We start from the raw sequence: 12,714 nt of genomic DNA, 5'->3' as shown, positions 1-12,714 counted from the left end.
GATCCAGGGGCCAAGCCAGAGCATGAAAATGCGGCTATTGCCGCTTGGCATGCCTCGGCACGCGGTAGTTTCTCACCGCTTCGCTCACGCTTCAAGTCCGGGAAGAAAAAGTTCTGGCGTCACGAACGCTGATGCAGGACGTTGCGCCGTTCCGAGGATCGGAGCATGGGACGTCACCAACGATGAAGAGGTCATTGACCTAGCAGCGGACCGCAAGCTCCGCATCCGGCCGTCTGGATGGCGTCCCGTTCGCTCCTGACTGATCGTGCCGGTCCCTCCGCAGATGCGGATCTGAGTGGACGAAACGGTCGGGCCGACAGTTCTCATGGCCGGGCGACCGACCTTCGCCGCGCTGGTGAAAAGGCTTCCGTCATCACGGCTCGTATTTCGGTGTCCACCAGCGGGATAGGCAGGTAATAGCGCTTGACGCTTGCAATGGTCCACTACCACCCCTATCTGCCGGGTGTCATCCATTTCAGACCATCATATTTCCCAGGCCCCGGCTGGGCGAAATGGCGCGTTCGGCAGGCCGAACTCTCCCCAAAGAACAATAAGAAGGAGACGTAGCATGGAAGCCGCCAAGACCCTTTACGAGATGACGGCACGTGAGCGCCTCGACCTGATCGAGACGGTTGCGGTCGCGCTTGAAGACAGGGCAGAGGAAGCTCTCCAAATCGGCTGTCAGATAGCCGCCTCTAACAACTTCAATCTGGCAGCCGCAATCCGCGGACTGGTTCCCCTGGACACGAGTGACGATCTGGCCTCTGCCGAACTCCTCCTGCAGATCGGCATAAACTATTGTGTCGCCCCGGAGCCTGACGTTCATGGGCGCGTCTACCACTAAACGAAACCGCGCACCCGCCCTCGGCTCGAGAAGCTTGGTCGCGAGGCAGCGATTGAACGCGCCGACGCTTCAGCCGTTCTCCCGCGCTATTGCACGGGTGCGTCCGCCTGAACTTGCCCCTCAAGTGGACTCATTTTGGCAGTCGGTGGCTGCATGAGCAAACATAAAGTCTTGGGGCCGCAGAAGTGGACCAAACACGACTACCTGTCGGTGTTCGGGGGAGACGCATACACGAAATGGCGGAGAGGATGGGATTGCCCTCGAACAATACCCCCATTAATTTCAACTGCTTAGCGACGACTAGACGCGCTTCTTGTAGCATATTTTGTAGCAGCCAACAGCCTTCATCTTAACAAGCGACTGCAAGCCTGAACCGACGTGCCCTCAACGCAGGGCGTACGCTGAAACGATCTAAGCGCGTCAACATCTGCCATAGATGGTGAGGGAATAGACAACGCGAATAAGTGACTCAAGGCGCGCCCCCTCATTGTCATCGCCCGGTTCTTGCGCCAGGCGGCAGCCACGCCAACCCGATGCAGTTCCGCCCTGGCTCTTGGCAAACAGGCCGGCCAGTGTGTTCATGGCACAGCCCGTGAACTGCTCCGGTTGGGCAGGGTCAGCTTCGGCTGAGCTGCTCGGTCAAACTAGTCAATAAATTCACAGCCAGCCTCCCGAAGGGCAATGTCTACCCAGTCTCTCTTCACGGTCCCAGCTTCGGTTTCCATCATCTGCTTGGTCTCGGCCTCGTGCTTTTTGACGGCGGCCAAGGCGATGGTAGCGGCCTCTGCCTTGGGAACGGAAACGACGCCATCAAGATCACCGAGTATCAAATCACCTGGCTCTACCACTGAACCATTGATCGAGATGGCGAAGCCGATCTCGCCAGGTCCTGTGCGGTAGGGCCCGCGATGGGTAACGCCGCAGGCGAACACGGGAACGTTCCGCTCAAGAAATGCTTCCGCATCACGAACTGCGCCATACAAAACGAAGCCGGAGACACCACGCTTCAGCGCATGAGCGAGCATCAATTCGCCCATCAAGGAGTTCGTTGTATCGCCACCTCCATCCACGACAATGACATCGCCGGGTTCCGCTATGTCAATCGCCTTATGCAGCATCAAATTGTCGCCGGGGCGGGTGCGAACAGTCAGAGCGGGACCGGCAAGATTTCCGCTGCGATGCATTGGACGCAGACCGTGGCCAAGACCGCAAAGACGCGACATGGAATCGCTGACATTCGCCACCGGAAGGGTTCGGAAAGTCTCAAGCAGCTGCGGCTCGATGCGTGTCCAGCTACGTTTGACACGAAACCCATAAGTCATTTTGGAACCTCAAGAAGACAATTGGTCGGGACGGGCAAGCGAGCGTTCATCCGGTGGGTGTCCATCAAGAACGCTGATAATGTGGTTTGCGGCGATCAATGCCATGCTGTCGGCAGAGCCATAGGTTACCCCAGCTATGTGAGGCGTTGCGATCAAGGTGTTGAACGACCACAGTTCACAATCCTTCGCAGGCGGCTCGACAGCAAAACTATCGAGCCCCGCTCCGGCAATACGACCGGAAGCAAGAGCAGTCGCAAGGGCTGCCTCATTGATGATACCGCCGCGCGCCGTATTAACGAGGATAGCGGATGGCTTCATCAGTTGAAGGCGCCGCGCATCGATCAGGTCACGTGTTTGCGATGTCAAAGGACAATGTATGCTGAGGAAGTCAACATCGCTTAGCATGACGTCCAGATCGTCCGCCACGGTGAACCCATCATCGCTTGCTGCTTGAGACGAGAGTGGGTCATAAACAACCACCTCCATGCCCAGCGCCTCGGCCATGCGTGCGGTCTCCCGGCCAATCGCCCCATACCCAATGAGACCGATCGTAGCGGAAAGGAAATCTCGGCCAGTAAACGTGGGCTTCAGCCATTCGCCACCCTTCACGCTACGATCGAGTGGCAAGAGCTGTTTGACCAAAGCCAGCATCATCGCGATCGCATGTTCTGCGACCGCGCGGGCGTTCGAACCCATCGCCCGCAAGACGGGTATGCTGCGAGCCGCGGCAGCGGCGATGTCGATGTTGTCTACGCCCACTCCGTGTTTCGCAATGACCCTAAGGTTTGGCGAGGCTGCAATGACCTCCTCCGTAATGCGCCCCTGGCGCACCATTAGACCATCTATTTCGAGCTCTGCAGCCCGCTTGGCCACCACCTCTGATGGATCATAAGGAGGTGAGAAGAAGACATCGATGCCGTGCTCGTTCAGGAGTGAAATCGCCTTCTCGGCAATCTTGTGGTGGGTCACTAATATCCGCCGGCGGGTCAATCCGGCTGCTCCCGCATCAACAACAGCCTCAGTCATGACATTCTGTTCTCTTCTGGCCGCGCTTCAGGAGGCGTCGTGCGCGCTCCACGATCGGTGCATCGATGAATTTGCCGTCCAATAAGAACGCACCCCGGCCGGCCGCAGCATTCTTGTCGTTGGCATCCACTACCTTGCTGGCCCATTCCAGCTCCGCGGCCGTAGGAGAGAAACAGGCGTTCAGGATGGGGACAGCTGACGGGTGGATGCAGCTTGCACCATCAAAACCGAACCGTCTCGCCTCTAGCGCCGCCGCACGCAAGGCCTCCTGATCGGCATAATCGACGGTCGTCCTCAGCATGCCGAAGGACAGCACCCCGGCTTCCTTGGCAGCATAATGGATCATCAGCTTAGGATAACGGAGCACCTCGGGCGTTGGTTCTGCACCCATGGCAGTGGCAAGATCCTCGCCTCCGGCCGTCACCGCAATGACCCGAGGCGCATGCGCAATGGCTCGGACTTCGAACAGCCCTCGCATATCCTCAATGAGTGGGACGAAACTTATCGGCGGACGGTTCGCCTCAAGCGCCGTCATTCTTGCGGCAAGTTGTGTCAGGAGATCAGCGCTGTTCACCTTGGGGATGTAGAGCGAGTCAGCACCGGCGCGGCTCGCGGCCTCCGCATCATCAAGCAGTCTATCCGTGTGGTTGATGCGTACAAAGACCTGAGAACCAGCCGAACGGATCTTGGGTACCCATTCGCGGAGTCCATCGCGCGCTTCCGACTTGGCTGCTTCCGGCACGGCATCTTCAAGATCGATAATAATCACGTCCGCCTGCCGCTCACCCGCCTTCGCCAGAAAGCGAGGCGCATTGCCCGGCACGTAAAGCAACGAGAAGATCATCACTGATCCTCCAGATCGGCTGGGACCAGACCAATTTCCGAAAGGATAGTCTCGGTGTGCTCGCCGACCGCGGGAGCAGGATGTCGGAAAACCCCTGGGGTCGAAGAGAGGCGGGGGAAGACATTGTGTTGAGGGATGCTGCCTAGATCTGCATCCTCAACTTCGACCAGAACCTCGCGCTCGGCAAAATGCTGGTCCCTACTAATATCGGCGATATCGTAGACCGGCCCAGCAGTTGCACCGGCGGCTCGCATCCCTGCCAAAGCCTCGTCACGGGTGCGGCCTGCAAACCATTCGCCGAGTGCCGCGTCCACTAAGTCACGGTGCTTCACTCGCTCAACATTGGTTGAAAAACGGGGATCCTCCTTCATCTCCGGGCGACCGATGATCTCGAAGATCCGCATAGCGATCACCTGCGTGGAACCAGATAGGGCCACATACTTGCCATCACTACAGCGGTAGACATTTCGGGGAGCCACGGTATTTGAGGCAGACCCCGACCTCTCCTTGATGTTGCCGGTTACCCGGTAGATCGATGCTTCCGGGCCAAGTGAAGCAAATATTGGCTCCAGTAGCGATAGGTCGATCACCTGGCCGGCAGCCTCTCCCCTTTCCCGGGCGAAGAGAGCCATCATCACCGCATTGGCGCCGGTAAGTCCTGAAATCATGTCAGCGAGGGCAAGCGGTGGAAGAACCGGTTCACGATCTGGGAATCCGGTTCTCGAGGCAAAGCCGCTCATGGCCTCCACCAGCGTTCCAAATCCCGGAAACCGCGCATAGGGGCCCGTTTGGCCAAAGCCGGAAATGCGCACAATTATCAAATTCGGGTTAAGTGCTAGTAGCGTGTCTGGTGAAAGACCCATTTCCTCCAGTGTGCCTGGACGGAAATTCTCAACAAAGACGTCTGCCGTTCCGATCAGCTTCTTTAGCGCAGAAAGCGCCTTCGGCTGGCGTAGATTCAGCGCGATCGAGCGCTTGTTACGCCCGTAGGTCTTCCAGTGTAACGAATGGCCATCGTCGCGCCATTCCCTTAGCGCGTCGCCATTTGGCGGTTCGACCTTAATAACGTCGGCACCGAAATCTCCGAGTTGCAGAGATAGCATGTTGCCCGCAACAACACGGCTGAGGTCAACCACACGAACACCGTGAAGCGGGCCTTTACGACCCGGGTCGAAATCTACTGGCTTGAACTTCTGACTCATTGAAAACCTCAGCTTGCGCTTGCCTGCTCGGGAAAGACCGCGCTGTGCTCCTGCGGAATGCGGACCAGAACCTCCTTTTGGATAAGTTCCGACGGCGTCTGGATCCTGAAGGCGAGCGGTCCCGACCGAACGGCATATTGCCAAACAGAACCAAGATAGGTTCGCTGCTCGATTGAAACTCTCAGCGTATTCGGCCCGTCCTGATCGGTCAGCTCGATCTTCTCCGGCCGGACAGCGACCACGACTGCGCCATTGGCTCCGGCTGGACCCGATTGAGTTGTGACCTCGCGTCCATCGGCAAGGCGAACCCGAGCGTGATCCGTTCCCACCTCGATCAATGTGCCGTGGAGGAAATTGGAGGATCCAATGAAGTCAGCGACAAAGCTGTCGGCTGGGTGGTCATAGATCTCCCGGGGAGTGCCTAGCTGACGCATCCGCCCCATGCTCATCACTGCGATCCGGTCGGACACGGCCAGGGCTTCGGCCTGATCATGGGTGACATAGATCGTCGTTACGCTCAGACGCTCCTGCAGTTCACGCAACCAGACACGTGCACGCTCGCGCAGCTTGGCATCAAGGTTCGACAGCGGCTCATCGAGAAGAAGAAGTGGCGGCCGATACACAAGTGCGCGTGCCAACGCCACCCGTTGCTGCTGCCCGCCCGACAGTTCGAACGGATAGCGGTCCGCGTAGGGCAGCATTTCCACCAGACCGAGCGCATCCTTGATTCGTTCGTCACGCTCGGCGCGGCCGATCTTCCTCAGGATCAGCGGGAAAGCGAGATTTTCGGCAACGGTTTTGTGTGGCCAAAGGGCATAGGATTGAAACACGAGACCAATATTGCGTTTTTCGGGCGGCACGGTATGGGCCGCGTCGCCATCAAAGAGCACCCGATCGCCAATGCGAATCGTGCCAGAGGTGGCATGATTGAGGCCGGCAACTGCGAAAAGCGAGGTCGACTTGCCGCAGCCCGATGGTCCGAGCAATGTCAGGAATTCGCCCGATGCTACATGGATGTTGAGGTTGTCGACGGCCGTGACGGCGCCGTATTTGATCGTCAGATTCTCTAGAACAAGATCAGCCATAGATTTTGGCTCCCATGACGCGGCGCGCCAGGATGACGAACGCAGCGGTGATTATCACTTGGATGGTAGCGAGCGCGGAGACCGGGCCATTGTCGCCTTGGGCGACGAGCTGCAGCATCGTCGTGCCGATGATCTCGGAGCCCGGCTGGTAGAGGAAGGCCGCCGTGACATACTCTTTGAAGAAGTGGATGAAGAGCAGCGCATAGCAGCTGAAAAGCGCAGGCTTGAGGATTGGGACTATGATCCGGGTCACTGTCGTCCACCAATCCGCACCAGAGATACGCGCGCCGCGGTCAAGTTCCTCGCCGACCTGCGCGAGTGCGGGTGCAATTGCGCCGAAGCCGACCGGGATGTAGCGGATCATGAATGCGAGGATAAGAACGGCAACCGTGCCGCGGATGAGATCTGCCCCGGGAAGCCAGATGACCGCATAAAAGAAGCCAAGACCGGCGATGATACCAGGCAGTGCCCTCGGAAACAGTGCGATGTACTCCAATGCCCGGCTGTAGCGGAAGTCGGAGCGACGTGACACGAGCGCGATCACCAGAATAAGACAGGTGCCGATTGCTGCGCCGACGGTGGCGACAACAACCGAATTGATGATCGAGCGTACATAGGAAGCGGAGGACAGAACGAGCTCGAAGTTTGCCGCCGTCAGAACCTTCCAGAAGGGAATGAGCGGTGTGAGGAAGCTCACCGCGGAACGAAGGAAGATGCCGCCAAAGATCGAGATGATAGTCAGAAAAATGAAGGAAAAGACGAACAGGAAGGCGGGCCAGCGCCAGGCGCCAAGTTCAAGGGTGGAAGGCCGACTGGCTTTGCCGCGAACCGAAACGAAGCGGCCTGATGATTTCATCAAGTAGCCCTGCAACCAGACAAGGAATGCGACCAGCATGAGCAGGATGACGGCAGCGGCGCCAACCAGACCATATTCTGGGCGCACGGCGGCATTTATCCCCGCATCATAGAGAAAGGTGGTGACGGTCTGGATACCGGAAGGTCCACCGAACAGAAGCGGTATCGCAAGCATTTCGATGCCAACGACGAAGTTCAAGACGGCGGAATAGATAATCGCGGGGCGGATCATCGGGATGGTCACCGAAAGCAGCGCGCGAAAAGGCCCGGCTCCGGTTGAGCGAGCGGCATCTTCGAGTAGTGGGTCCGCCTTGGTGACGGCCGCAAGGCACATTAGGTAAGTAAGTGGCGCCTGGCTGAGCCCTGCGACAATGCCCATGCCGCTAACGGTGTAGAGGTTCCAGGGCGCGCCTCCCAAGTAAGTCTTAGCGGCAAGGGTGACGAAGCCGGATGGGCCATACATAGTGAACCAGCCGAAGGCGATCACCAGGTTCGAGACGAACAGCGGCCAGATGAAGATTTCTCCGAGCCATTGCCGGCCGGGCAGATTAGTTCGGCCAACCAAAACCGCCATGATTACGCCGAATACCTGGGCGACCACCATCGTCAATCCGCCAAAGTAAAGCGTGTTGAAGAAGATGCCGATCATCCCCGGCTCGCTGAACAAGCGAGCGAAGTTGCCAACGGTGAGGCTCGCGCTGCTGTCGTAGAGCGGTTTGTCCAGAAAGGCTTGGAAGAGGATCGGTGCGATAGGCCCGATGACGAGCACTGTCGTCAACGCAGCAACGCCCCAGTAGATCGCGCGCGATCGGTCTATCCCCAATCCGGCCGAGCCGGTGCGGCTGATATCCGTCATGGAATTTTTCCTGTTGGTTGAGAGGGAGGGTCACAAAGCGACCCTCCGTCACGACGTCAGCGGCCAGCGATAGCTTCGTTCCACTTATCGACAAAAGACTGCGCTTCGGTGATGAGGCGCTGGTCGAATCCGGCGATGATCATGTTCTCCTCACCGATCTGCTCGCTGATCTTCTGGAAGGTGTAGCGCACCTGATCCTCGGCGACATCTTCACGATAAGGAACAAGCCCGCCCTTGCCGACTTGGGTCTGTCCTTCCTGGCTCAGCGCGTAGTCAACGAAGAGCTTTGCCGAATTGGGGTTGGCTGCGCCCTTAGGAATCCCCATGCCACGCATCATCATGATGGTGCCATCATCGGGAAAGGCAAAACCGAGAATCTCACCGCCGGGCTGTTCCAGACGCGGGAAGATGGTGATGCCTGAAACAGCGATCCCCATCACATATTCACCCGTGGCGATCTTCTCGTTCATCGGTCCGCCAGAGGTTTCTCCGCGGATCATGGGGCCGATCTTGCGTAGTCCGTCCCAGGCAGCGTCACCCTTCTTGTCCATATAGCTCCACCAGGCAGCGAGGCCAAAACTGTTTCGGGCCGCATCATAGGTGGTGATCTTGCCTTCGAAGGCCGAAGGGTCCGCCGTGGCGGCTTCCACCAATGAAGCAAAACCTGTTGGACGCTGTTCTTCGGTCAAAAGCGCAGCGTTGTACGTGATCACCAAGGGGTCGGCGGAGAGTACATTGACTCCAGGGTATGGTTGCGCGAAGTCCGGCAGATGCTGGGCTTCCGGGCTCTTGTAGTCTTCCATGGAGCCATCCTGGCCATAAGCCGCCCAACGGTCATTTGCACCGGAAACAAGGAGATCAGCCGTTCTGGCACTAGATCCCTTTTCCGCCTCCCAGCGCGAATGCACGGTTCCCGAGCCAAGGTCGACTGTTTCCACGTTGATCCATGGATATTTCGCCTTGAAGCCTTCAATCAGCGGCTGCCAGTTGTTGTCGGCCATGTTCGAATAGATCATCAGCCCCGACTCGGATCGTGAACCCTCTATGATCTGGGAATAATCGGCCGGATAGTAGGACGGCACTTCCTGAGCCTGCGCGAAACCAGCAATGCCGGCCAGTAGCCCCGTTACCGTTATGAGTGCTTTCAACTGCATAAATTACCTCCCTTGGGTCCTGTGATGATGGCGTCGAGACAGCTCCTCGCTGATCGCGACGGCGGTTTCCCGAACCACCTTGCAGATGTGGTCCGAATGGCTGACGAATCGGCTTTGCGGGCCCGCGATATTTATCGCGGCAACAGCCTTTCCGGGTTCGCTGTAAATAGCTGCGGCAGCACCTGCAGCACCTTCCACCACGCCCTTGGCGTTGAGAAAGAAGCCTTGTGCCTTGGCTTGGCTGAGAGCAACGTCCAGCGTCTCGCGCTCGGGCTTCGTCAATATGGTTGAGGTGAGACAAGCGTCTCGTTCGGCGTCATTCATCGCCGCAAGCAGCACCACCCCGCTCGCCACCTGATGAGCTGGCCGCGTCTGTCCGATGTCCCGGTCATAAAGGATTTCGCGCTTAGGCAAGACTTTGTTCAGATAGCGGATCGTGTGGTCTTCAAGCACCGCGATGAAGCCACTTTCTCCGGTCGCTTCCACGGCTCTTGCAAGATAGGGCGAGGCCAATGTGATTAGGGCGCCGTAGTTGCGGCCATCGTTGGAAATTTCACCCGGAAGCCGCAAGAGCCGGTAGTGACCGTTCGCCTGTCGCTCAATGTAGCCACGCTCCGAGAGCGACTGAAGCATGAGAAGCGCGCTCGACTTCGGCATACTCAATGAGGCGGCGATCTCCTTCAGGCCGGCTCCGTGGGGTGAAGCGGCAAACCACTCAAGCATGTCCAGCACGCGTTCAACACCGCGACCGCTCATCTAGTCTCCCATCGTTCAATATAGTGAACGTATTTATGATAATGAATATGAAGCGCCAGTCAAGCCATGACGGCGCAGCTCAGTGAGGGCTTCGGAGTGGCTGCTGGGGCAAGTCAAAAGAACGAGTGGCAGACGAAGAAACAGGTTGCAGCCATGAGAACCTGCGTGTGCCTGCTCAGGTGGTCATCTACTGCCTGAGGAGGGTGTCCGGCCAAACGTGACAGGTATAATCGCTACGGCCCAGCCCGAACGTAAGCACGCTATGCGGACGTGGACCGTAACCAAACGCGTTTCAAAATCATTTTGATAGTATTGATCACAATATAAAAAGTTTTGCAATGCGTATTGCAAAGTTATCGCGCTTCGTCTATATGATTTTCATCGAAACTAGCACGGAGCACTGATGAAATTAAAACACATACTGAGACGTGGCGAAATATACTACTTCCGGAGGGTCGTCCCATCATCGCATCGGAGCCTCCTGGGGAAGCGAGAAGTCCTGATATCCCTCAAGACGCGTGCTGTTAGTGAGGCGCTGCTCCTGTCGGCGCCCTTGATCGATAAGTATGACCGCCTTTTCAGGGGCGACGCGTCGTCTGAACTTGCTCTCGAGGCGCAAGATCGCGTCCACATCGCAAGTCGCAGAATCGGGATTGAATATAAGCCCCTTGATGTAAGACGGGACGCGCCGCTGGAGAATAATCTGGCGGAAATAGCCCCACGAGTTGCGGCGTTCGCAAGCTTCCAGAAGCTTCCGCTGGCGGAGCTCCAGGCTATCGCCGGAGACATCCCGTTTAGGCTCCCGTTGTCGCAGGCTCTTGAACGTTATCAGGAGCTTTCACGGGACAAGTGGCTTAACCTTTCACAGCGTGAGCGTGATAAGAAGTGGCGGCCATTCGAAGCGGCGGTCAATGACTTTCTGCAATTTTACCCAAACGCAGATGCTCTCTCGATCGGCCGGAAGGACGCCTATCGGTACAGGGCTCATCTTATCGATGAAATCGTAGCTGGCTGCATCAAAGCCGACACCGCCAATAAGAAATTGATGCGGCTTAGGATGATCCTGGAAAAGGTATTCGAGGTCGATTATCACGAGAACCAGAACCCGTTTCGAGGGGTGAGGATCAAGGATGATGCTGGTAAGCGAGCACGGCCACCCTTTTCCGAAGTCGAGATCGATGCGATTCAGAAGCTGCTAAGTACCTCGTCCGCCAACGATCAACTCAAAGCGATCATCAAGATAGGCATGTTCACAGGTGCGACCTGTAAGGAAATATGCCTGCTTGAAGAAGATGACATTGTTCTTGATGGCGACATCCCTCACATCAAGATCCAACCTAATGATCAACGACATAAGGTGAAGTCTGGAGGTGCTCGGCACCGGGAAATCCCGCTGGTCGGTGAGGCGCTGGAGGCGATGCGACAGTTTCCCGGCGGGTTCCCACGCTATGAACCGCCCCGGGTTTGCCGGAGACCGTTTGGTTTAAGTTATGCGGCCATAGCTGGTGCGTCCAGCATGGCGTAGTATCGTCGTTCTGCCTCTGCTGGCGGTATATTCCCGATGGGTTCCAGAAGACGGCGGTGGTTGAACCAGTCGACCCATTCGAGCGTGGCGAACTCTACGGCTTCGAAGTTGCGCCATGGTCCTCGCCGATGAATGACCTCGGCCTTGTAAAGACCGTTGATCGTTTCGGCGAGAGCATTGTCGTAACTATCGCCGACGCTTCCGACAGACGGCTCGATGCCCGCCTCCGCCAGCCGTTCGGAAAAGCGAATGGACACGTATTGCGAGCCGCGGTCGGAATGATGAACCAGCCCGCCACGTTTGACGGGCCGCCGATCATGCAGTGCCTGGTCGAGAGCATCGAGGACGAATCCCGCGTGCGCCGTTCGACTGGCCCGCCAGCCGACGATGCGGCGGGCGAAGGCATCGATGACAAAGGCCACGTAGACGAAGCCCTGCCAGGTCGCGACATAGGTGAAATCGGATAACCACAGCATGTTCGGCGCGGGAGCCTTGAAGTGGCGGTTGACGCGGTCGAGCGGACACGGGGCAGACTTGTCCGATACAGTGGTTTTGATTGGCTTGCCACGAATGATGCCTTGAAGACCCATCATTCTCATCAGCCTTGCGACGGTGCAGCGAGCGATATCGAAGCCTTCTCGCTGCAACTGTCGCCACACTTTCCGCACGCCATAGACCTGGAAGTTCTCGTTGAACACCCGGCGTATCTCGACTTTCATGGCAATATCATTCCGTTCGCGGGCCGATAGGCGACCCACGTCCGTGCGCTTGGCGACGACCTCATAATAGGTGGACGGGGCAATCGGCAGCAGCCTGCAGATCGGCTCGACCCCGAGCACCGAACGGTGTTCGTCGATGAAGGAAATCATCGCTTCAGTGGGCGGTCGAGCTCCGCCTGGGCAAAATACGCCGAGGCTTTGCGTAGAATCTCATTCGCCTGACGAAGCTCCCGGTTCTCCCGTTCCAGAGCCTTCATCTTCTCAGCCACGTCGCTTGGCAGACCTGCACGCTTGCCGCTGTTGACCTCGGCCTTCTTCACCCATTCATGGAGGGTATGCGCCGAGCAGCCGATCTTGGTCGCTATCGATGATACCGCCGCCCAGCGCGATGAGTATTCGGCTTCATGTTCCGTCACCATCCGAACGGCGCGGGCGCGGACTTCAGGAGAAAATTTGTTCGTCGTTTTGCTTGTCATAGACCCTACTTCTCACGAGTTGGGGTCTCCGGCAAACCCGGGGCGGTTCA

At 57.6% G+C, this 12,714-nt stretch carries 11 protein-coding genes and 1 other annotated feature; of the genes, 2 read left to right on the top strand and 9 right to left on the bottom strand.

Annotation, left to right across the window (positions count from 1 at the left end):
* Positions 1-568: 568 nt before the first annotated feature.
* On the top strand, positions 569-844 hold the full coding sequence (locus tag ACEPP2_RS19695) for a hypothetical protein (protein WP_395517683.1): 276 nt from the start codon (positions 569-571) through the stop codon (positions 842-844).
* Between the two features lie 644 nt (positions 845-1,488).
* Here ACEPP2_RS19695 and ACEPP2_RS19690 read toward each other — a convergent pair.
* The 8 genes from ACEPP2_RS19690 to ACEPP2_RS19655 are packed head-to-tail and all read right to left on the bottom strand — an operon-like array spanning position 1,489 to position 9,944.
* A complete protein-coding gene (locus ACEPP2_RS19690; RefSeq protein WP_395517682.1) occupies positions 1,489-2,166 on the bottom strand; it encodes an RraA family protein in 678 nt (225 codons plus the stop codon).
* Positions 2,167-2,175: 9 nt separating this feature from the next.
* On the bottom strand, positions 2,176-3,192 hold the full coding sequence (locus ACEPP2_RS19685) for a hydroxyacid dehydrogenase (protein ID WP_395517681.1): 1,017 nt from the start codon (positions 3,190-3,192) through the stop codon (positions 2,176-2,178).
* A complete protein-coding gene (locus tag ACEPP2_RS19680; RefSeq protein WP_395517680.1) occupies positions 3,185-4,036 on the bottom strand; it encodes an HpcH/HpaI aldolase/citrate lyase family protein in 852 nt (283 codons plus the stop codon). The genes ACEPP2_RS19685 and ACEPP2_RS19680 overlap by 8 nt, the downstream gene beginning before the upstream one ends.
* Complete coding sequence (locus ACEPP2_RS19675) at positions 4,036-5,238, bottom strand: CaiB/BaiF CoA transferase family protein (protein WP_395517679.1); 1,203 nt, start codon at positions 5,236-5,238, stop codon at positions 4,036-4,038. The genes ACEPP2_RS19680 and ACEPP2_RS19675 overlap by 1 nt, the downstream gene beginning before the upstream one ends.
* An 8-nt stretch (positions 5,239-5,246) precedes the next feature.
* Complete coding sequence (locus ACEPP2_RS19670; RefSeq protein ID WP_395517678.1) at positions 5,247-6,323, bottom strand: ABC transporter ATP-binding protein; 1,077 nt, start codon at positions 6,321-6,323, stop codon at positions 5,247-5,249.
* On the bottom strand, positions 6,316-8,034 hold the full coding sequence (locus ACEPP2_RS19665) for an ABC transporter permease (protein WP_395517677.1): 1,719 nt from the start codon (positions 8,032-8,034) through the stop codon (positions 6,316-6,318). Before ACEPP2_RS19665 ends, ACEPP2_RS19670 begins: the two co-directional genes overlap by 8 nt.
* Before the next feature lie 56 nt (positions 8,035-8,090).
* Positions 8,091-9,188, bottom strand: a complete 1,098-nt coding sequence (locus ACEPP2_RS19660) for an ABC transporter substrate-binding protein (protein ID WP_395517676.1) — start codon at positions 9,186-9,188, stop codon at positions 8,091-8,093.
* 3 nt (positions 9,189-9,191) lie between these two features.
* The gene (locus ACEPP2_RS19655) at positions 9,192-9,944 is read right to left on the bottom strand and encodes an IclR family transcriptional regulator (RefSeq protein WP_395517675.1); all 753 of its coding nucleotides are present in this window, start codon (positions 9,942-9,944) and stop codon (positions 9,192-9,194) included.
* A gap of 403 nt (positions 9,945-10,347) precedes the next feature.
* Between ACEPP2_RS19655 and ACEPP2_RS19650 the strand changes: the two genes are divergently transcribed.
* Complete coding sequence (locus tag ACEPP2_RS19650; RefSeq protein WP_395517674.1) at positions 10,348-11,469, top strand: DUF6538 domain-containing protein; 1,122 nt, start codon at positions 10,348-10,350, stop codon at positions 11,467-11,469.
* Here ACEPP2_RS19650 and ACEPP2_RS19645 read toward each other — a convergent pair.
* A protein-coding gene (locus tag ACEPP2_RS19645; RefSeq protein ID WP_395517195.1) for an IS3 family transposase occupies positions 11,433-12,664 on the bottom strand; the annotation gives its coding sequence in 2 pieces (ribosomal slippage) (positions 11,433-12,373 and positions 12,373-12,664; 1,233 coding nt in all). The two genes, ACEPP2_RS19650 and ACEPP2_RS19645, sit on opposite strands and share 37 nt — an antisense overlap.
* Positions 12,264-12,380 (bottom strand) — a sequence feature (AL1L pseudoknot). (Overlaps the previous gene by 117 nt.)
* Positions 12,665-12,714: the final 50 nt, after the last annotated feature.

The organism is Pseudorhizobium flavum (assembly GCF_044142885.1).
Lineage (GTDB): Bacteria > Pseudomonadota > Alphaproteobacteria > Rhizobiales > Rhizobiaceae > Neorhizobium > Neorhizobium flavum.
This window is presented reverse-complemented; position numbering and strand designations above follow the sequence as displayed.